This window comes from Tardiphaga sp. P9-11 (genome assembly GCF_008329525.1).
Lineage (GTDB): Bacteria > Pseudomonadota > Alphaproteobacteria > Rhizobiales > Xanthobacteraceae > Tardiphaga.
In genome coordinates this window covers 174,288-195,250 of record NZ_NPKQ01000006.1, presented here as the reverse complement: position 1 = coordinate 195,250, position 20,963 = coordinate 174,288, and the positions used below count along the sequence as shown (strand labels likewise).

17 protein-coding genes are annotated in these 20,963 nt (G+C 62.4%); 14 read left to right on the top strand and 3 right to left on the bottom strand.

Annotated elements, in window-relative coordinates; translation table 11 throughout:
* Position 1 precedes the first annotated feature (1 nt).
* Positions 2–787: an IclR family transcriptional regulator domain-containing protein gene (locus tag CIW50_RS20380; protein ID WP_149533014.1), complete on the bottom strand. Its 786-nt coding sequence runs from the start codon at positions 785–787 to the stop codon at positions 2–4.
* 16 nt (positions 788–803) lie between these two features.
* Positions 804–2,024, bottom strand: coding sequence for an NAD(P)/FAD-dependent oxidoreductase (locus tag CIW50_RS20375; RefSeq protein ID WP_149533013.1), 1,221 nt, complete (start codon positions 2,022–2,024; stop codon positions 804–806).
* A 243-nt stretch (positions 2,025–2,267) separates the two neighbouring features.
* On the opposite strand from CIW50_RS20375, the gene CIW50_RS20370 reads away from it, so the two are divergent.
* The 9 genes from CIW50_RS20370 to CIW50_RS20330 all read left to right on the top strand — a co-directional run bounded on the left by CIW50_RS20370 (position 2,268) and on the right by CIW50_RS20330 (position 13,183).
* Positions 2,268–3,968, top strand: a complete 1,701-nt coding sequence (locus CIW50_RS20370; protein ID WP_149533012.1) for an amidohydrolase — start codon at positions 2,268–2,270, stop codon at positions 3,966–3,968.
* Between the two features lie 36 nt (positions 3,969–4,004).
* The gene (locus tag CIW50_RS20365; protein WP_149533011.1) at positions 4,005–5,372 is read left to right on the top strand and encodes an aromatic ring-hydroxylating dioxygenase subunit alpha; all 1,368 of its coding nucleotides are present in this window, start codon (positions 4,005–4,007) and stop codon (positions 5,370–5,372) included.
* Positions 5,373–5,403: 31 nt separating this feature from the next.
* Positions 5,404–6,840 carry a glutamine synthetase family protein gene (locus tag CIW50_RS20360; RefSeq protein ID WP_149533010.1) on the top strand — a complete coding sequence of 479 codons (1,437 nt, stop codon included), beginning with the start codon at positions 5,404–5,406 and terminating at the stop codon, positions 6,838–6,840.
* 122 nt (positions 6,841–6,962) lie between these two features.
* A complete protein-coding gene (locus CIW50_RS20355) occupies positions 6,963–8,138 on the top strand; it encodes an ABC transporter substrate-binding protein (protein ID WP_149533009.1) in 1,176 nt (391 codons plus the stop codon).
* A 79-nt stretch (positions 8,139–8,217) separates the two neighbouring features.
* Positions 8,218–9,852 carry an amidohydrolase gene (locus CIW50_RS20350; protein WP_149533008.1) on the top strand — a complete coding sequence of 545 codons (1,635 nt, stop codon included), beginning with the start codon at positions 8,218–8,220 and terminating at the stop codon, positions 9,850–9,852.
* A gap of 8 nt (positions 9,853–9,860) precedes the next feature.
* Positions 9,861–10,730: a branched-chain amino acid ABC transporter permease gene (locus CIW50_RS20345; protein WP_149533007.1), complete on the top strand. Its 870-nt coding sequence runs from the start codon at positions 9,861–9,863 to the stop codon at positions 10,728–10,730.
* Positions 10,727–11,728, top strand: coding sequence for a branched-chain amino acid ABC transporter permease (locus CIW50_RS20340; protein ID WP_149533006.1), 1,002 nt, complete (start codon positions 10,727–10,729; stop codon positions 11,726–11,728). Before CIW50_RS20345 ends, CIW50_RS20340 begins: the two co-directional genes overlap by 4 nt.
* The gene (locus CIW50_RS20335; RefSeq protein WP_149533005.1) at positions 11,725–12,489 is read left to right on the top strand and encodes an ABC transporter ATP-binding protein; all 765 of its coding nucleotides are present in this window, start codon (positions 11,725–11,727) and stop codon (positions 12,487–12,489) included. Before CIW50_RS20340 ends, CIW50_RS20335 begins: the two co-directional genes overlap by 4 nt.
* Positions 12,470–13,183, top strand: coding sequence for an ABC transporter ATP-binding protein (locus CIW50_RS20330; RefSeq protein ID WP_149533004.1), 714 nt, complete (start codon positions 12,470–12,472; stop codon positions 13,181–13,183). The genes CIW50_RS20335 and CIW50_RS20330 overlap by 20 nt, the downstream gene beginning before the upstream one ends.
* 27 nt (positions 13,184–13,210) lie before the next feature.
* On the opposite strand, the gene CIW50_RS20325 is transcribed toward CIW50_RS20330, so the two are convergent.
* Positions 13,211–13,384: a DUF1328 domain-containing protein gene (locus CIW50_RS20325; RefSeq protein ID WP_149533003.1), complete on the bottom strand. Its 174-nt coding sequence runs from the start codon at positions 13,382–13,384 to the stop codon at positions 13,211–13,213.
* A gap of 324 nt (positions 13,385–13,708) precedes the next feature.
* On the opposite strand from CIW50_RS20325, the gene CIW50_RS20320 reads away from it, so the two are divergent.
* The 5 genes from CIW50_RS20320 to CIW50_RS20300 all read left to right on the top strand — a co-directional run bounded on the left by CIW50_RS20320 (position 13,709) and on the right by CIW50_RS20300 (position 20,939).
* A complete protein-coding gene (locus CIW50_RS20320) occupies positions 13,709–15,994 on the top strand; it encodes a GumC family protein (RefSeq protein ID WP_149533002.1) in 2,286 nt (761 codons plus the stop codon).
* Positions 15,994–17,148 (top strand): glycosyltransferase family 4 protein, encoded by a 1,155-nt coding sequence (locus CIW50_RS20315; protein WP_172980399.1) that lies wholly within the window; start codon positions 15,994–15,996, stop codon positions 17,146–17,148. Before CIW50_RS20320 ends, CIW50_RS20315 begins: the two co-directional genes overlap by 1 nt.
* A gap of 70 nt (positions 17,149–17,218) precedes the next feature.
* Positions 17,219–18,718 carry a lipid II flippase MurJ gene (locus tag CIW50_RS20310; protein ID WP_149533000.1) on the top strand — a complete coding sequence of 500 codons (1,500 nt, stop codon included), beginning with the start codon at positions 17,219–17,221 and terminating at the stop codon, positions 18,716–18,718.
* 54 nt (positions 18,719–18,772) lie between these two features.
* Positions 18,773–19,795, top strand: a complete 1,023-nt coding sequence (locus CIW50_RS20305; protein WP_149532999.1) for a polysaccharide deacetylase family protein — start codon at positions 18,773–18,775, stop codon at positions 19,793–19,795.
* On the top strand, positions 19,788–20,939 hold the full coding sequence (locus CIW50_RS20300; RefSeq protein WP_149532998.1) for a glycosyltransferase family 4 protein: 1,152 nt from the start codon (positions 19,788–19,790) through the stop codon (positions 20,937–20,939). Before CIW50_RS20305 ends, CIW50_RS20300 begins: the two co-directional genes overlap by 8 nt.
* Positions 20,940–20,963: the final 24 nt, after the last annotated feature.

Here is a 20,963-nt window from a genome sequence, read left to right as displayed (position 1 = left end):
ATCAAAGGAGGAGCGGCTTCACCGAGTCGGCAGCGTCGCGCAGCAACGGCAGGAAACGGTCGATCATTTCGCCGGTGGACACGCGGTCGACATGGGCGCCCATATTGATGGCGGCGACGATCGCGCCATCGTAGCGGCGCACCGGTACGGAGATCGAGCGGAAGCCCGGCTCGGCTTCGCGGTCGACCAGCGAATAGCCTTTCTCGCGATCGGTGATGATGGTGGCCTTCAGCAGTTCCTTGTCGACAACCGTGAAAGGGGTCATTGCCACGAGATCCATCGCATCCAGCGTCGCGGTGAGGTCGTCGTTGGAAAATTTCCCGAGCATGGCGCGGCCCACCGACGAACAGAACGCTGGCAGCCGGTAGCCGAGATCGATGCCGGCGGAGAACACGCGCGCCGGGCTGGCGCGGGCGACGAAGATCACCTCATGGCCCTCGAGCACGGCGAGCGACGAAATTTCCTGTGCGTCACTGGAGATGCTGTCGAGCACCGGCTGCAGGATGGTGACGACCTGATTGGAGGTCATATACGAGCCGGCCAGCGCCAGGACGCGCGGCGAGAGCGCGAACAGCTTACCATCACTGGTCACATAACCCTTGCGCTCCAGCGTGAACAGGATGCGCCGCGCAGTGGCGCGCGGCAGATCGGCTGCCTTGGCGACGTCGCTCAGCGTCATCGGGCGCGAATGTGCGCCGAACAGTTCGAATACCCGCAAGCCCCGATCGAGGCTCTCGATGAAGTCGGTATTGCCGCGTTCGTCGTCGGGGCGCTTGATCTTGGGCATGAGCCGCGGGTCCGCCCTATTTGCCTGCTTCGAATTTTTTCAGATCGAATGAGAGATCGGCGGCCTGTTCCGGCGTCGGCGATAATGACGCAGTGATCAGGCGGCGCGCAATCATCTGGTCGCCCGGGCGATTGATGCTGTCGACGGCAGTGAGCTTGCCGTCGCGGTAGTAGAAGACCGAGAACTTACCGTCGTCCATCGAACCGCGGATCACTGCGCTGTCGGTCGGCGCCGAGAGGCCGACGATCTGCAGCTTGGCGTCATATTGATCCGACCAGAAGCGCGGCACCGCGTCATAGGCTTCCGGTCTGCTGGCGATCATCGCGCCCGCGGCCTTGCCCTGATCGGTGGCGTTCTGTACGGCTTCCAGCCGCACGCGGCGGCCGGCGAATGAGTTGTGGTGGTTGCTGACATCACCGGCCGCATAGATGTTGGGCGCGCTGGTGAGACCGTGGGCATCGACATCGATGCCATTGGCGCAGGCGATGCCGGCCTCCGCGGCCAGTTCGTCATTGGCGATGCCTCCGATGCCGGCGACGATCAGGTCGGCGCGTACGCGCAGCCCACTGGAGCAGACCACCTCATGCACCGCGCTGTTGCCCTCGATGGCGACGACGGATTCGTTGAAGCGGATGTCGAGGCCGTGGGAGCGATGTGCGTCGAGCAGGAATTGCGAGATCAGCGGCGACACGGCGCGCTCCAGCAGGCGCGACTGCGCTTCGATCAGCGTCACTTTCTTGCCGGCCTTGGCAGCGGTCGATGCCACTTCGAGACCGATGAAGCCACCGCCGACGATGACGACATCGTTTGCGGCTTCTAGTCGGGGCTTGAGATGCTGCGCGTCATCGAGGGTGCGCAGATAGACGATGCCGTCGCGCTCATGGCCCGGCACGCTGAGGCGCCGCGCGCGCGAGCCGGTGGCGATGACAAGCTGATCGAAGGGCAGGCTGTCGCCGCCGTCCAGCGCGATCCGGCCGGCTGCACGATCGAGCCCGATGGCGCGATGACCCAACACCAGTTCGATGCCCTGGGTCTTGAAATAGTCCTCGCCGCGGAGGAAAAGGCTGTTGTGCGCCACATCGCCGGACAGGAATGCCTTTGACAACGGCGGGCGCTGATACGGCAGATGGATTTCATCGGCAACGATGCGGATCGGCGCCTGATAGCCCTTCTCGCGCGCGCTGATGCCGGCCTGGACGCCGGCGTAAGAGGCGCCGATGATCACGAGGCCGCTCACGAGCGCGCTCCCTGGGTCCGATCCGTACGCGAATTCAAAGTCTTCGACATCATCAGCTCCTGAATTGCGTCCGTATATTGAACAAGTGTTCGTTCTGCGCAAGGTGATGCTTTGGGCGCGAATTGCTGCATTTGCTCAGTGACGCGGCAAATCCTGCTGCAAAATTCTGCTTGCCTGGAATTAGTCTAACGATAATATTCGCACATTCGTTCGTCTATTGAACATTGTTGATGGAGCGGCGAGATGCATCTGGGTGCGAAATGTCTGATTGCAGGAGCCATTGCAATTGGCGCCTCCGTCTTGCCGGCGGTGGCGCAGCAATCTGACCCGAACGCGCCCCAGGTCGTCCTGACGGGCGGCAAGATCCTCACCCTCGACGGCCAATCGACGATCGCGCAAGCGCTGGCCATCCGCGACGGCAAGATCCTCGCGGTCGGCAGTGACGCCGCGATCAAGCCGCTGGCCGGTCCGCAGACCCGGGTCATCGATCTCGCCGGCAAGTCGGTTGTCCCCGGCCTGATCGACACCCACGCGCATTTCAAGGCGGCCGGGCTCGGCGACTATGTGGTCAATCTCGGCGGCGCCAAGGACGTGGCCGGCGCGCTCGATCTCATTCGGGCGTTCGTTGCGAAGAAGCAGCCCGGCGCGTGGATCACGACCGGCGGCTGGCATCCGCCGTCGCAGCTGGCGGAAAAGCGCTACCTGACCCGCCAGGAACTCGACAGCGTGTCCCCCAACAATCCGGTCTATCTGCGGACCGTCGGTCATTTTTCGATGGCCAATTCGCTGGCGTTGCAGAAGGCGGGCATCAGCAAGAGCACGCCGGATCCAGCCGGCGGCGCGTTCGAGCGGGACGCGAGCGGCGACATCAATGGCGTGCTCGTCGAGACGGCGATCCCGCTGGTCGAGAACATCGTGCCGCCCTACACCGAAGACGAGGAGTTGCGGCAATATCGTCTCGCCGAGGCCGCGCTCAACCGCCTCGGTATCACCAGCGTCGTCGAGGGGGCGACAAGCGCGCGCGACACGCAGATTCTGCAGAAGCTCGCTCTGGCCGGCGATGCGACGGTGCGGATCGGAACCATGTTTCGACCGGAGCCGCCCGCAGATTCGGTCGGGTGGGACGCCATCATGAGCGGCAACGGCGCCACTTCGGGTTTCGGCGACGATTGGTTGAAGCTCGGCGGCATCAAGATCTTCTACGACGGCGGCATGACCCTGAAGACGGCCATGATGCGCGACGCCTATCCAGACTCGCATGACGATTATCATGGAATCGCGCAGGTTACGCCCGAACGGCTGAAGCAGCTGGTATCGATCGCCAACCTTCGCGGCTGGCGGGTCGGCGTTCACGTCGTTGGCGACCTCGGCGTCGATCAGGTGCTGGATGCGTTCGAAGCCGCCGACAAGGAAAAGTCGATCAAGGATCGCCGCTTCGTTTTGATCCATGCCAGCCTGATCCGCCCCGAACAGATGGAGCGGGCACGCCGCGTCGGGGCGCGGATCGATTTCCAGAACGCCTTCATGTGGGACAAGGCGGCGACGGTCGCGCGTTTCCTCGGCAGGCCGACCGCGGATCGTGCGGTCCCGACGCGCACTTTGATCGAGAAAATGGGACTGGAGAATCTCGGCGCCGGCACCGATTTCCCGGTCAATCCGCTGAACCCGTTCCTCACGATGTATATCATGGTGACGCGGAAGGACCCGGCCGGCCAGGTCTACGGCGCATCCGAAGCGATCGGGCGCGAACAGGCGCTTCGCCTCTATACTAGCGCGGCATCGCGCTACATGTTTGAGGAAACGCGGAAGGGGACGCTGGAGGCCGGCAAGCTGGCCGACCTCGTGGTGCTCTCCGCCGACTTCATGACGGTGCCGGACGACCAGATCAAGGACATCACCGCCGATATGACGATGGTCGGCGGCAAGATTGTATTTCAGAGATAAGCGACGCATCGCCAGAGTTATAAAGGACATTTTGCCATGATGAGCCAAGAGCAGAACGATCTGATCACTCGCATCGGGCCCAAGGCGCCGGCGGGCAAGCTGATGCGCCAGTACTGGCAGCCGGCTGCGCTGGTCGATGAGCTTGAAGGGGATCGTCCGATCCGTCCGGTCAAATTGCTCGGCGAGAACTTCGTGCTGTTCCGCGATGAGCAGGGTCGCTACGGCCTGCTGGATCGTGATTGTCCGCATCGCGGTGCCGACCTGGCTTTCGGCCGGCTCGAAGGCGGCGGCGTGCGCTGCGCGTTTCATGGCTGGCTGTTCGACGTCGAGGGCAAGTGCCTGGAAACGCCGGCCGAACCGAAGACCTCGAAGCTTTGCGCCGGCATCAAGCAGCGCGCATATCCCGTGGTCGAGAAGGGCGGCATCCTCTGGGCCTATCTGGGCGAAGGCGAGCCGCCGGCATTCCCGGAAATCGACTGCTTCGCCGCACCCGGCCAGTACACCTTCGCCTTCAAGGGCCTGTTCGAATGCAACTGGCTGCAGGCGCTGGAAGTCGGCATCGACCCCGCGCATGCGTCGTTCCTGCATCGCTTCTTTGAGGACGAGGACGTCAAAGCCTCCTACGGCAAGCAGTTCCGCGGCGCATCCGCGGGCACCGAACTGCCGATGACCAAGATCCTGCGCGAATATGATCGCCCGATCATCAATGTCGAAAGCACCGAATACGGCCTGCGCCTGATCGCGCTGCGCGAGCTCGACGACGAGCGCACCCATGTGCGCGTTACCAACCAGCTGTTCCCGCATGGCTTCGTCATCCCCATGAGCACGGAGATGACGATCACCCAGTGGCACGTGCCGGTCGATGACGAGAACTGCTATTGGTATGCGATCTTCACCAGCTACACCCAGCCGGTCGACAAGAAGAAGATGACCGACCAGCGGCTCGAACTTTACGAGCTGCCGAACTACACCTCGCGCAAGAACAAAACCAACGACTACGGCTTCAATCCGCACGAGCAGAAGCACGAGACCTATACGGGCATGGGCGCCGACATCAATGTCCATGATCAGTGGGCAGTGGAGTCGATGGGCAAGATCCAGGATCGCACCCGCGAGCATCTTGGCTCCAGCGACAAGGCGATCATCGCCTATCGCAAGTTGTTGCGTGCGGAGATCGAGAAGGTCGCCGGCGGCCAGAAGCCAATGATGTCCCTCGATGCGGATACCGCGCGCAGCATTCAGGGCCCGGGCACCATGGACGGCATCGGGCCGACCAAAGGCTGGGAAACCTACTGGATGGAAGTCGACGTCGCCCGTCGCCGCGGTGCGCCATGGATGGCAGCCGCTCCGGCTGATCAGACCGAGCCGGGGTCCAATGTCATCCACCTGCCGGCGGCAGAGTGAAGATCGATCAGAACAGCCGCGGGAGAGTGCGTTGAGTTTCGTTGAACGTCACGGTTTGTGGTCCGCGGAGCAAAAGGAAGCAGCCGTCCGGCTGCGCAGCATGGTCGAAGAGCACAAGCTCGAAGTGATCCGGCTGTCGTTTCCGGATCAGCACGGCATCCTGCGCGGCAAGACGCTGATCGCCGGCGAGGCGTTGCGCTGTCTCGAAAGCGGCTGCTCGATCACCACGACGATGTTTGCCAAGGACACGTCGCACAAGACGGTGTTTCCGGTGTTCACCGCCGGCGGCGGCTTCGGCATTCCGGAAATGCAGGGCGCGGCCGACGTGTTGATGATCCCGGATCCGACGACGTTCCGTGTGTTGCCCTGGGCGCCCGAGACCGGATGGGTTCTCTGCGACGTGCATTTCGCCGACGGCCGTCCGGTGCCGTTCGCGACGCGCAATCTCTACAAGAAGGTGCTCGGCGATCTCGGCGCGCGTGGCTACGATTTCGTCGCAGGTCTTGAAGTTGAATTCCATATCTTCAACGTCGAGAACAACCGCATGAAGCCGGAGGATGCCGGCCAGCCCGGCAATCCGCCGGAGGTCAGCCTGCTATCGCACGGCTACAACTATCTCACCGAGCAGCGCTACGACCAGATGGAGCCGGTGCTCGAAATCATCCGGCGCGATGTGATGGCGCTGGGTCTTCCATTGCGTTCGGTGGAAGTCGAATACGGCCCGAGCCAGTGCGAATTCACGTTCGCACCGACGGTCGGCCTGACGCCCGCCGACAGCATGGTGCTGTTCCGCAGCGCTGTGAAGCAGATCGCGCATCGCCACGGTTACCACGCCACCTTCATGTGCCGGCCGAAGATTCCGAATGTCGTGTCGTCCGGCTGGCATCTGCATCAGTCGATCGTCTCGCGTGCCACTGGCGCAAACGCGTTCATGCCGACCGAAGGCACGCAGCCGCTGTCGTCGTTCGGGCAAGGTTATCTCGCGGGACTTCTGGCGCATGCGCGCGCTGCGACGGTGTTCACGACACCGACCATCAATGGCTACAAGCGCTATCGCTCCTATTCTCTGGCGCCGGATCGTGCGATCTGGGGCCGCGACAATCGTGGCGCAATGCTGCGCGTGCTCGGCGGTTTGGGCGACAGCGCGACGCGCATCGAGAACCGCGTCGGCGAGCCCGCAGCGAACCCATATCTCTACATGTCCTCGCAGATCCTCTCGGGTCTCGACGGCGTCGACCGCAGGCTCGATCCCGGGCCATCAGCCGATACGCCTTACGAGACCAATGCCGATCTGCTACCGAAGTCGCTGCGCGAGGCGACCTTCGCGCTCAAGGAAGATCCGTTCTTCCGCGAGAAGATGGGCGCGACCATGGTTGACTATTACACCCACATCAAGAATGCCGAGATCGATCGCTTCCAGGCGGAAGTCTCTGACTGGGAGCAGCGCGAATATTTCGAGATGTTCTGACGCTGCAATCTGTCGCGTCTTGTTGAAAACGAACGCACCAGTTCGGCACGTTTATTGAATACGAATCTGCTGAACAAGGTTTGCCGAATAGCTTTCCAACTTTTGTAACGGGGACTACTGCAATGAATAAAGGCGCTCAATCGATCCTGGCTCTGGCCATTCTCGGCTTGATGACCGGTACTGCATCCGCCGACGTCATCAAGGTTGGTGTCATCGGCACGTTTTCCGGCCCGTATGCGCTGTTCGGCAAGAACTTCAAGATGGGCATCGACGCTTGGGTTGCGCAGAACGGCAACAAAATAGGCAATAATACAGTCGAGTTTGTTTATAAGGACGAGGAAGGCCCGAACCCCGCCAAGTCGAAGGCGCTAGCGCAGGAGCTGCTGGTCAGGGACAAGGTGCAGTATCTCGCCGGCATCTATTTCACGCCGAACGCCCTGGCGGTTGCGCCGCTGCTCGAAGAATCCAAGACGCCGCTGATCGTGATGAATGCGGCGACCTCGGCCATCGTTGAGAAGAGCCCCTATATCGTCCGCACCTCCTTCACCATGTGGCAGAACACGGTGCCGGCGGCAAAGGTCGCGTTCAAGAACGGCGCCAAGAAAGTCGCAATCGCGGTCAGCGATTACGGTCCGGGCATCGATGCCGAAGCGGCGTTCAAGAAGACCTTTGAAGGTGAGGGCGGCGCCGTCGTTGAGGCAGTTCGCATTCCGCTCGCTACCACCGACTTCAGCCCGATCATGCAGCGTATCAAGGACTCCGGCGCTGACACGATTTTCACCTTCCTGCCGTCGGGGCCGCCGACCCTTGGTTTCGTGAAGGCCTATCTCGACAACGGTCTCAAGGCTGGCGGCGTCAAGCTGATGTCGACGGGCGACGTGGTGACCGAGCCGGATCTGCCGAATATCGGCGATCCCGGCATCGGCATCCTGTCGACGTATCACTATTCGGTGTCGCATGACTCGAAGGAAAACGCGGCGTTCCTTGCGGAGCTCAAGAAGGGCGGCGCCAGCCTGGACGAGGTTACCATGACCTCGGTCGCGGCTTATGATGGTGCACGTCTGATCTACAAGATGATCGAGGCCACCGACGGCAAGCGCGATCCGGCCAAGGCGGTAGACGCGGTCAAGGACATGAAGTGGGTGAGCCCGCGCGGTCCGGTGTCGATCGATCCAACCACGCGTCACATTCGCCAGAACGTCTATTTGCGCAGCGTGGAGAAGGTGGACGGCAAGCTGATCAACAAGGAAAGCCAGATCTTCGCCGATCAGCCGGACTGGGCGTTGAGCACGAAGTAGCCAATGCCGGGGATTCCGCATCGTTGCGGAATCCCCCTCTTTCTGCGACATCGTCGCGCGACATGAGATTTCCTTCGACATGACCAGCTGCGCGCGCTCGCTTCGACTGACCAACGCCCGCATCTACCGTTCTGCCTGGGATGAAGCCCCCGCGGACAGCATTGTCGTCAGCGATGGCAAGGTGACCTGGATTGGTGCGGCGGATGTGGCGCCATCCGCCGACGAGACGATCGATCTCGCGGGCGCCACCGTCATTCCCGGCCTCACCGACGCGCATATCCATCTGTTCGCCATCGCCCATGCGCGGCTGCAGGTGCCGGTGACGCCGCGCGATGCGCTGGCGATATCCAGTGTGCTTGATTTGCTGGTTGCGCGTGCGCGCGCCATTCCTCGTGATAAATGGGTTTACGGCGCGGGTCTCGATGAGAACGGGCTGGCGGAGCATCGGCTGCCGACACGGGCGGAGATCGACGTCGTCATTCCCGATCATCCGGTGCTGATCCGACGCTTTTGCGGTCATGTCGCCGTCGTCAACAGTGCCGCGTTGCGACTGCTGGGCATCGACGATGCTGCCGCTGATCCGGAAGGCGGCACGTTCGGGCGCTCCGAGGATGGCCGACTGGATGGCAGCGCGAAAGAAAGCGCGGCCGAACTGATTTTCCGTGCTGCACCGCCAATGGATCGCAATGAGCTCGTCGCGGCTCTGCGCGCGACAATTGCCGACAGCGCCAGGTTCGGTCTTGTTGCTGCCGTAGAAGCCGCGGTCGGATTCACCGTCGGTTTCGATGATGAATTCGCGATCTGGAACGAGATCCGCGCGAATGGTGATGTGCTGCCAATGCGGCTCGGCTTCATGAACCAGCTCGACCCCGCCGAAGCGGCGACGCGTGGGTTGGCGCCGAAGCGAGACGCCGACTGGCAGTCCATGACGCTGAAATATTTCGCCGATGGCATCGTCGGCGCGCGAACTTCGGCGGTGAGCGAGGATTTCTTCGATACGCCATCCCGCGGGATGTTCATGCGCGATAAAGCCGAACTCCAGCGCGTGATCGCCGAAGCCCATGCGGACGACTGGCAGGTTGCCGTTCACTGTACCGGCGATCGCGGTATCGACTGCATCATCGAAGCCTATGAGAAGGCGCAGGCCGGGCACCACCGTGCGGATGCCCGGCATCGCATCGAACATTATTTCGTGCCGCCCGCCGGTGGACTGGCGCGGATGAAGGCATTGGGCGCGCTCGTCGTCACCCAGCCGAGTTTCCTCACCCGGATGCGCCGCTCGATTGCCGGCGCCTTCGGCCCGCGCGCCGATCGTTGCTATCCCGGCCGCTCGGTGATCGACGCTGGTGTCACTTACATCGCCAGCTCTGATGCGCCGACCGGGGCGTGGTCTCCGTGGGATGGCATCGCCGATGCGGTGAGCCGCGCCTCGGACAGCGGTGCGCCGATCGGGAGGAGTGAAGCCATCAGCGTCCGTGAAGCCATTCACAGCTATACGGTCGGTGGCGCCATCGCGATGAAGCAGGAAGACTGGCGCGGCACGTTGATGCCGGGCATGGCGGCCGATCTGATTGCCCTTGATCGCGATCCGTTCGCCGCCGAGTGCCTCCCTCTGAAAGAGACGAAGGTGTTGCTCACCATGGTGCGCGGCGCTGTCGTCCATGACGCCATGCCGCAGTTTCCGGAATGGCGCTCGGGCGCTGCTTCGGCATAGGATCAATCATGCGCACCATCTTCAGCATCATGACCGACGCCGTTGCCTACGGGATGGTGCTGTTCATCATTTCCATCGGCCTGTCCATCATGATGGGGCTGATGCGCGTCGTGAATCTCGCCCATGGCGCTTTCGCCATGATTGGCGGCTATCTGGCCTCCTATGCGATCCGTGACCTCCATGTGCATTACAGCGTCGCGATCCTGATGGCAGTGATCGGTACCATCATCGTTTCGATCCCGTTCGAGATTCTGCTGTACCGTCGAATCTACCGGAAGTCCGATCCGCTGATTCAGGTGCTGATGACCATCGGCATCACGTTCTTCATCATCGGGATCGTCAATTTCATCTTCGGCCCGTCGCTGAAATCGATTCCGCTGCCACAGACCCTCAGTGGTCCGCTCGATATCGGCTTCCGGATGCTGCCGACCCATCGCATCTTTGTCATCGCCTGCGGCGTGGTTACGGCGCTGGCGTTGTGGCTGCTGATCGAGAAGACGGAGTTCGGAATCAAGCTGCGTGCCTCGGTCGATCACAGTGGTATGGCGGACGCCTTGGGCATCCGCACCGAAATCATCTATGCGGTGACCTTCGCGCTAGCGATCGGGCTCGGCGCATTCGGTGGCGTGGTCGGCGCGGAGATCCTGCCGATCGAACCGTTCTATGCGCTGCGCTATATGGTGACGTTCCTCGTCGTCGTCTCTGTCGGCGGCGCAGGCTCGATTCTTGGCGCTTTGTCGGCGTCGCTCCTGCTCGGCCTCGCCGACACCACGGGCAAATATCTCGCGCCGGAGTTCGGCGACTTTTTCTTCTATCTGTCGGTGATCTTCATCGTGTTCCTGTTTCCGCATGGCCTGTTCGGCAGGTCGCACGCATGAGCGAGATCGTCGTGACTCGGGTTCCGCACAAGCGCAGCATTCCCTTCGGTCAGGAGGCGGCAGGCGCGCTGAGTATCATCGCGCTCGGTGCCATCGGCTACTTTCTGTATCCGGACGATCTGGCGTTCCTGACGCGGCTGATCGGCATCGCATTCCTGGTGCTGTCGCTCGATCTGGTCACCGGCTATTGCGGCGTCGCCACCCTCGGCCATGCCGCGCAATTCGGCGTCGGCGCCTATGCCGCCGGCATTGCTTGCGTGCGCGGCATTGCAGATCCCGTCGCGTTGCTGGCGGTCGGCGTGTTTGCGGGCACGATCATGGGGCTGATCTCCGGCGCGCTGATCACACGGTTTCGCGGGCTGCCGCAGCTAGTGCTGTCGATTGCCGTGGGGCAATTGGTCGCCGCACTTGCCAACAAGCTGTCGTGGCTGACCGGCGGCAGCGACGGCCTGTCCGGTATCACACCGGGCAAGGTGTTTGGCATCTTCAATTTCGACATGTACAGCCGCACGGCATTCTTGTTCTCGCTGGGCGTGCTGGTCATTGTCTTCGTGCTGCTGCAGCGTTTCGTGCGTTCGCCATTCGGTCTGATGTGCCGTGGCATCAAGGACGACGACCTGCGCGCCAGGATGATCGGCGTCTCGATCTATCCGCGTCTCGTGCTGATGTATGGCGTGGCTGGCGCTGTGGCTGGCGTCGGTGGAGCGCTGACGGCGATCAGCACCGGAGTGGTGGGCCTCGATAGTGTGAGCTTCGAGCGCTCGGCCGAAGTGCTGGTAATGCTGGTGCTCGGTGGCGCCGGTCATTTGTGGGGCGCGCTGGCGGGGACGATCATCTTCATGATCTTCGAGCACATCGTTGCGGCTGCCAATCCGTTCCACTGGATGACGCTGGTCGGGTTGCTGCTGATCCTGATCGTGATATTCGCACCGCGCGGTCTGATCGAGCCGGTACTGGCACTCTTCGCGAGGCTCAAGCGGAAGGGGAGCGCGGCATGAGCGATCTCCTCGAAGCCCGTGCTGTCTCGCGCTCGTTTGGCGGGTTGCAGGTCACCTGCGACGTAAATTTCAAGCTCGCTGCGGGTGACCGCGTCGCACTGATCGGGCCCAACGGTGCCGGTAAAACCACGCTGGTCAACCTGATCACAGGTGACATTGCGCCGAGTGAAGGCCAGTTCTTCATGGGCGGTGATGAGATCACCGACATCAGCATTCCCGATCGCGTACGTCGCGGATTGGTTCGGACATTCCAGACTACGCGGCTGTTTGCCAATCTCACCGTCGCCGACAATGTCGCGCTGGCGATCATGCAGCGCAAGCGGATCACGCGCAGGTTTTTCTCGAGCGCGACGGAGCTGCCGGAAGTGCGTGCCGAGTGGAGCGAGATCCTTAGCCACCTCGGCCTCGACCGGCTTGCTTATCGCAAGGTGATCGAACTCGCCTACGGCCAGCAGCGTCTGATCGAACTCGCCATCGGCCTCGCGCTTCGTCCGAAGGTGCTGCTGCTCGACGAGCCCGCCGCCGGCGTGCCGCATGATGAGGCGCCGAAGATCCTGGAAGCGATCAATCGTCTGCCGGCGGATATCGCCGTGCTGATGATAGAGCATGACATGGATCTGGTGTTCAAATTTGCCAGGCGCGTGCTGGTGCTGGCAGCCGGGCGGCTGATCTTCGAGGGATCGCCTGACGACGTTACTGCCGACCACGAAGTGCGCCGCGCGTATTTGGGGAGCTATGCCGATGCCCGCCGCGCCACTTGATATCCGGAACCTGAGCGCCGGCTACGGCCCGACGCGGATCATCGAGGGCATTTCGTTCTCGGTGAAGGCCGGTGATCGTCTCGCCGTGCTCGGCCGCAACGGGATGGGCAAGACCACGCTGCTGGCGACGCTGATGGGCCTGACGACGCGCCATGGTGGCGAGATCAGGATCGGCGACCAGGACGTCACGGCCAAGCGGACCTCGGCGCGCGCCGATCTCGGTATCGGCTATGTGCCGCAGACCCGTGATATCTTTGCCTCGCTGACGGTGGAGGAGAATCTGCGTACCGGGCTGAAGGGCCGGCCGGCTTCGGCGCTCGACGAGGCCTATGCGATGTTTCCGCGGCTGCGCGAGCGCCGCGGCAACTACGGCAAGCAGCTGTCAGGTGGCGAGCAGCAGATGCTGTCGATGGCTCGGACACTGCTGGGCAAGCCCTCGATCCTGTTGCTGGATGAACCGTTGGAAGGTCTGGCGCCGGTGATCTGCGACGAGCTGATGGCCTTGCTGGCGAAGCTGGCGGCCACCAACGAAGTCACCATCATTCTGGTCGAGCAGCAAATCGAGCGTGCGCTGGATTTCGCCAGCAGTGTCATGGTGATGGAGCGTGGCCGCACCAGTTGGAGCGGAGCGCCGGATGTGTTGACCGCCGATCGCGCGCTGGTCGATCGGCTGGTCGGCGTCGGTATTCACTAGACTCGGACTGGCGCACCTCCTGGCGCGTCAGGCCCGAAAGATCGTGATACCCAGTATGAGCAGCACGATGCAGATCACCAGGACGATGTAGAACAGCACGCGCGCCACATCCGCCGTTGCAGCGGAGATGCCGGTGAAGCCGAACAGGCCGGCGGCGACGGAAATCAGAAAGAAGATCAGGGCCCATTTCAGGAGGCTCATGATGGAACTCCAGTTGCAGCAACTCGGGAACGCCGCGCTGCGACATTTGGTTCCGGCTGGTGATGCGGTCTCCGCCGCGAGGGCGCGCGTAACAGCCTACTAATTAGGCAGCGCACAAGTATTGGTTGGTATTTTAAACCCGTCCTTAACCAAAACATCCCTAATGAATGGATAGTAGACCTGCTCCCCGCAGTGGATTCGTGGTTCGGGGGACAAAGGGTTCAGTATGTGTGTCGTGGTCGTTCGTGGGTGGTTGCGCAGGGTGAGCATCGTTGCGGCGCAGGGATGTGCGGTGCCAGCGCCCCATAGTAAAGTCTGACACCCATGTTCACCCGACGCGCCATCGTTACGAATACGGAAGCTGCCGATGGAGCAGCGGGCGAGAGCCCGCTGCTCAAGGTTTGGCGCAGTCGTAGCCTGTTCGGCGCTGTCTTTCTCGGCGTGATGATTCTGACAGTCATCGCGCTGGTCGTGCTGCCGGTGCGCTATCTCGCCACTGGTTCGGTGATCGTCGCCGAGCAGGAGCCCAGCAACAGTAACGCCTCCGCCGCCTGGGCGCAGAAAATCGGCGATCCCGCCGACGTCGAGAGCCAGCTCTTGATTGCACGCTCGCCGCGGGTCATGCGGCTCGCCATGCAGCAGCCGGGGATTACAGAAGCCGCCATTGAAGAATGTCAGAGCAAGGGTAACGCCGCGACCTGCGAAAAGATGAAGACCGACACGGCGGCGCTGATCGACTACGTGTCGGGCAATTTCTCGATCGGTGCTGTCGGACGTTCGCGCGTCATCAATATCTCCTACACGTCGTCGATGCCCGAAGTCGCGCAGAAGATGGCGAACGCGCTGACCAATGCGTTTCTCGATGAGCAGCGGACGTCTGGCGCGAACAGCCGCGAGATTGCTGCGTCCTATCTCTGGAAGGAAGCCAAGCAGCTGGATATCGAGTTGCGCGATGCCGATGCCAAGATCCAGGCATTTCGCCGCAATAAGGGCCTGATGCGCGGATCGCTGGCACCGATCAGTTCGGAGCGGCTCACTAGCATCAGCCAGCAATTGTCCACTGCGGAAACCGCGCGCGCCGATGCGCTCGCTCGCTTGCAGGAAATCAAGGCCAATCAGGCTCGCGCTGTTGATTCCCCTTCGGTGCTGTCGAACCGCTCGATCGCCGATCTCAAGCAGCAGCTCACAGTCGTCACCGCGCAGTTCGCCAGCCAGGCCAATGTCCTTGGGCCGCGGCACCCGTCGCTGCGTGCGCTGGAGCAGGAGCAGTCCGCGATCAAGGAGCGCATGGCCACGGAAGTGGCCAGCATCGCGGCCAGCGCGCAGAAGGCCTATGATGCCAATGATGCGCTGGTGAATTCGCTGAAGAAGCAGATGGATGCCGTGAAGGCTGAAGTCGGCTCGGCGACATCGGACGAAGCCTCGATCGAGAGCATGGTGCGCAGCACTGAGATCAAACGCCAGCAATATGCCGATCTCTACAAGCGCGCCAGCGAACTCGAAACCGAGCGCCGCGTGCTGATCGGCAATACACGACTGGTCAGCCTTGCTGAACTGCCGGCCAAGCCGTTCTTCCCGAAGAAAATTCCGTTCCTGGCCGCCGGCGGCACGTTAGGCCTGCTGCTCGCACTCGTTGCAGCCTTCTTCGGCGATCGCGTCAATCTTGCTGGTCTATCCCGGCTGCGGACTGTGTCTGGGCGCCCGGCGCGCGCAGCGGCGCCCGAGCCTGCCGCTGTCGTTACGCCCTTCCCTCCGGCCCCTGTCCAGGCGACCACCCCGGTGGAACCACGTCCTGGGCCGCCGCCGGTGGCATTGTCATCGGAGTTGGCCGTTGTCACCGGCGCCCCCATTCTGGCACGATTGCCGACCGTCAAGCGCGATCCATCGGAATCGCCGATCGGTGCGATCCTCACGGCGCAGTCCGGCGCCTCACTGGCGCGTTCGCTGCCACTCGCGTTGCAGGATCGGCACTATCAGGATGCGCTCCGCGATCTGGCGACGGGGCTGCTGGCGTCGAACGATGCCAGGACACGCCGCAAGATTCTGGTTGCGTCGCCGACGACCGCCGAGGGCAAGACATTTCTGACCCTGACTCTGGCGCAGCATCTCGCAACGGCTGGCCGCAGTGTTCTGGTGATCGAATGTGATCTCGGTGCGCCGAAATTCGAGGCCGCCCTGGGCTTGCGCAGCAGCATGGGATTGCAGGGAATTCTGCGCGGCGACGTTACGCCGCGTGAAGCGGTGGTTCGCACTGCGACTCCCAATCTCGACGCCATCTCGGCAGGACCGTTCTCGGCGTCCGCCGAACTGTTGATGCGCAAGCCGCTCGCCGACCTTCTGCTGTGGAGCCAGATCTACGACGTGGTCCTGATCGACGCGCCATCGCCGGGCATCCAGACCGATCTGGGCGTGCTGGCCAGGCAGGTCGATGGCGTGCTGCTCTGCATGCGTTCCGGCCGCTCGTCGATCGGGCAGGCGGTGGCGACATCCAGCGCGATCCGTGTCGCCGGCGGCAACGTCTTCGGCATTGCTGTCACCATGATGCCGGACGCCAGTACGCCGCGCAGCACAGACCGGCTTTCGAATGATGCCTATGCCGGGGCGACGTGATGCCTGCTCCGCGCGTTCTGTTCGCCTGCCATACAGGCTCGATTTCCGGCGCTGAGCTCGTTCTGATCGATCTCGTTCAGCCATGGGTGGGCGAGACCGCCTTCCTGTTCGAGGATGGCCCGCTGCATCAGGCGCTCGCAGCCAAGGGCCTGAAGGTGCGCGTGTCGCGCTGGGGTGAGGGGCTCTCAGACGTCAGGCGCGACAGTTCGATTCTGAAAGCCTTTCCGCTGATTGGCCGGCTCGGGGCCATCATTGCCGAATTGACGCGCGAAGCGCGCCGTCACGACGTCATCTATGCGAACTCGCAGAAGGCTTTTGTGTTATCGGCCGTCGCCGCCACGCTGGCACGGCGTCCGTTGATCTGGCACCTTCACGATATCATCAGCAGCGCGCATTTCGGCGCCACGCAGCGCCGCGTGCAGGTAGCGCTGGCGAATTACTGCACGGCAAAGGTGGTCGTGCCTTCGCAAGCCGCTGCAGATGCCTTCATTGCTGAAGGCGGCCGCAAGGAGCTGGTCGCGATCGTACCCAATGGTCTTGATGTGCCGCCGGACGCAAGCACGCCGCTCGAGATCAGGCGTGAGTTGAAATTGCCCGAAGGACCGCTCGTCGGTGTCTTCAGCCGCCTCGCAGCGTGGAAGGGGCAGCATATTGTGTTGCAGGCCCTGGCAAAGACGCCGGACGTCAGCTGCATCATTGCGGGATCTGCCCTGTTCGGTGAAGAGCCTTACGCCGAGAAGCTCAACCGGATGGTGGCGGATCTCGGTCTTGTCGATCGCGTGCATTTCCTCGGCCAGCGCGGCGATGTGCCGAGGCTGATGCGTGCCGTCGACGCGATGATCCATCCCTCGATCGATCCCGAACCGTTCGGTCGCACGCTCGTTGAAGCCATGCTTGCCGACGTGCCTGTGATTGCGACGGATGCCGGTGCGGCGTCCGATATTCTCGAAGCCGGCAAGGCGGGGACGCTGGTGCCGCCCGGTGATGCCGACGCGCTGGCCACGGCTATCGCAAAAGTCATGTCGCACCCGCCTGAACTGGCGGGCCAGTTGCAATACGCCGAGGCACGGGCGCGCTCCCAGTACAGCGTCGATCAGATGTTGCAAACGGTCTCGGGCTTGATCGGGCGAGCGGCTGCGGGAGCGCCCGTGTGAACGCGTATGGCCGATCAGCTCGCAATTTGAATTCCTGGACGGCTCTCGATCGAGCCGCAGCGGCGCGCTTATGAGCGGACCCCGGCACTCGACGCGCAAGTTTACGGCGATTCTCATCAGCGGTGCGCTGACCAGCAAGCTGCTGGGCTTCGGCCGCGAGATCTTGATGGCGCAGGTCCTCGGCGCTTCGCTGGTTGCCGACGGCTTTCGTGGTGCGATCACGGCGGTAATGCTGCCGCTGGCCTTCCTGCAGAACGAAACTGTACCCGCCGTGATGATCCCGATGCACCGGGATGCGCTGAAGGACGGCAACGGACCTCAGCGCCTCGGCGCGATGACTGTAGCGATTACCGGCATTGCCGTGATCCTGATGGTCGCGCTGCAAATGCTTGGCGAGAGGGCCGTGGACGCGCTGGTCGGCGGCTTCTCAGCCGAGGGGCGTAGCCTCACCCTCGATTTCATTCGCATCATGGCGCTGGGCATGCCGGCATCGGCGATGATCAATGTGCTGGCCGCGGGGGAAATCGCGCTCGGTCGGACCCGCCTGACGAATATCCGCGCCAGCATCCTGAACGTTGCGGTGCTCATGGGCATTGCTCTCGTTTCTGTGTCCGGCAACTTCCATACACTGGCCTGGTCGTTCTCGGTTGCCTTCAATGCGCTCGGCGCCTGGGGCCTTTACACGATGCGGCGCGAAGGGGTGCTCAGCTTCGAGGGCCTGTCGCTGTCATCAGTGCTAGCATCAGGTCGCGAATTCTTCCGTCGGCTGCGACCGCTTCTCGCGCTACCGCTCGCCGAACAGGCCAATGTCTGGATCGAACGCCTGCTTGCATCGCGGATCGGGACCGGTGCGGTGGCCTCGATGGATTATGCGCGAACGTTGACAGAAAGCGCGTTGCTGCTGATCAGCCAGCCGGTCGGGCTGGCGGTGTTGTCCAGCCACCCACCAAAGGATGTCGGTGTGCAGATCGAAGGGATCGCGCGGCCCATTCTCGCACTCGCGGTGCCGGCGTCGGTCTTTCTCGCGATGTTCGCGCCGGAGATCGTGCGGCTGGTTTTTCTGCGTGGCGCCTTTAACGAGCATGCACTGCTTCTGACCAGTCAGGCCTTGCGCGGCATTGCACTTGGCCTATGGGCTGCGACGCTTGGCTGGATCCTGATCCGCATCCTCAATGGCGCAGGCCGGAATCTTGCCGCCGCGGCCATCATTATCTGTGCCTATCTGGCTAATATCGTAGTTAACCTTCTCACCTCATACCTGTCCACGGCGCACGAATGGGGCACCTTGTTGCTTGGACTGGGTGAAGCCACCCGTGGTATCGTTCTTCTGGCTGGCGTCATGATAGTCTTGAGATCCCGGCGCAAGCTGCTCTACCTGATGTTTCTCGCGTGTTTCCCGGCGGCGCTGATGGCAGCCTTCAGCTGGCAAATTCATGAGGTTTTGACGGGCTCGTGGCAGAGGCTCCTTGCCGGTGGTTTTGCCTATCTGGTCTGTCTCGCGCTGTCTGTCGCGATCCTGATGCCGGGCGCTTACATTGCGGCATTTGCGCGCGTCCGGGGTCGCCTGTGATTTTGATATGCGTTTTTGTATTAGAGAGTGCCTTGATCGTCTGAGGACTTTTCGATGAAGCACCTGTTATCCCGCGCCGCCCGACGCATGGCATCTTCCGACGCGCTGGTCCGCCCGATCAGCATGGCCGCCGATATGTTGATGGGCACGCGTGGCTGCCTGATGACCTTTCATCGCGGTGCCTCCGCTCGGGCCTGGGAAAAGCTGCCGAACCGGGATTTCTATCTCGACACGAATTTTCTCGATCAGTTTCTGTCGCACCTGAAGGAACGCGGCTGGGACGTCGTGACAATGGAAGAGGCAATCCTTCGTTCGAAGGCCGGAAAGTCCAATGATCGTTTTGCCAATTTCTCCGTCGATGATTGCTATCGCGATACCTATGAGGAAATTGTCCCGCTGTTTCGCCGCCACAACGTGCCGGTGACACTGTTTGTCACGACGGGCATTCCCGACGGTACGCTTCCGCTGTGGGCCGCAGGTCTGGAAGATACTTTGCTCAATAACGACCGGGTCATTCTCGAGGATGGTGCGATTGACGTGCCGACGTCTGACGACAAGCGTGCGGCGTTCTATCGTATTGCGGACCGCTGGGATGGCCCGCAGGCGTCAGCCTCTTACAAGAAGTTTTGCGAGCTCAATGGTATCGACATCGACGCGATGCACTGGAAGCACGCGATCACCTGGGAGATGCTCGAAGAGTTGCGCGACGATCCGCTGGTGGAGATCGGCGGCCACACCGTGACCCATGCCCGCATTTCGTCGTTGTCGCCCGATGGCGCTCGCTTCGAACTCAAGGGCGGCCGCGACAGGTTGGTCGAGCGCCTTGGCATTCCTGCCAGGCATTTCGCATTTCCCTATGGACGTTCGGGCGATTGCGGGCCGCGCGATTTCGCGATCGCGCGTGATGCCGGTTATGCGAGTGCGGCGACGACGCGCAAGGGCCTCGTGCGCAACGGCCAGGATGCCTACAACCTGCCACGCTGCACGATCAACGGATCGGATCGCAGCCTTGCAACGATGGAGCTCCATCTATCTGGTCTGACGGGCATGGCCGCGAGGATGATGGGCCGTGTCTAACGGTCGTCGTCTCAGGGTTCTCTCGATTGCACATTCCGCTGTCAGCCGCGATGCAGGGCGTCTGCGATATTATCCACTCGTCGGGCGCGACGACGTCGATATGCATCTCGTCGTGCCCGCCAGCTGGTATCAGTTCGGTCGTACGATTGTTGCAGATCCGTCCGACGATCCCGGCATGACTGTGCATGTGATGCCGGTCCGCCTGCCGCGCGCGGGCCCGATGAGCTGGTATTTACATTTCTATCCGGGCCTGCGCCGTATTATTCACGAGGTCGACCCGGACGTAATCCACCTCTGGGAAGAGCCGTGGAGCGTCGTCGCGATGCAGGCGCGCATCCTCAAGGGTCGCGCCGCGATGGTCCTGGAAGTCGATCAGAACATCCTGAAGCGCTTGCCACCGCCGTTCGAGTTCATTCGCAAGGGCGTGCTGCGGAACACCGACCATATTCTCTCGCGCAGTCCGGAGGCGACAGCAGTCGTCCGCGCGTGCGGCTATACCGGCCCAGCGTCGCCGATCGGCTATGGTGTCGATCTCGCAACATTCGATCAGACTGGTAAGCGCCATGCGCCAAGCGCGCCGGAGCAGGGACTGCGTATCGGCTATGTCGGGCGTCTCGTCGAGGAAAAGGGTCTCGACGATGCGCTCGACGCGATGAAACGCGCCCAGGTACGTGTGACATTGGCGATCATGGGCGAAGGTCCGCATGAGTCGGCGCTGAAGCAGCGTATTGCCGAACTGGGCCTGGCTGATCGCGTTGCGTTTCAGGGCTGGGGCAAACCAGCCGATGTCGCGTCGTTCCTGAGCGGTCTCGACGCAATGATCTTGCTGACACGCACCACCAGCGCCGTGCGTGAGCAGTTCGGCCGGGTGATCGTCGAGGCGCAGGCTTGCGGCGTGCCGGTGATCGGATCGACGGGCGGCGCCATTCCCGACGTTGTCGGCAAGGGCGGCTGGATTATTCCCGAGCGCGATCCCGATGCGCTAGCCGTACTGCTCGATCGGCTGGCTGCCGATCCGCAGCAATTGCTCGATCGGGGCGTGGCCGCACGCGACAACGTGCTGACGCGTTTCACTTACGAGGTGGTGGCGAATGCGCTGGTGTCGGCCTGCCAGCAGGCTGCCGATGCGAAGCGGGCGCGCTGACCGAGTGCTCCCTCGAAGCAGGCT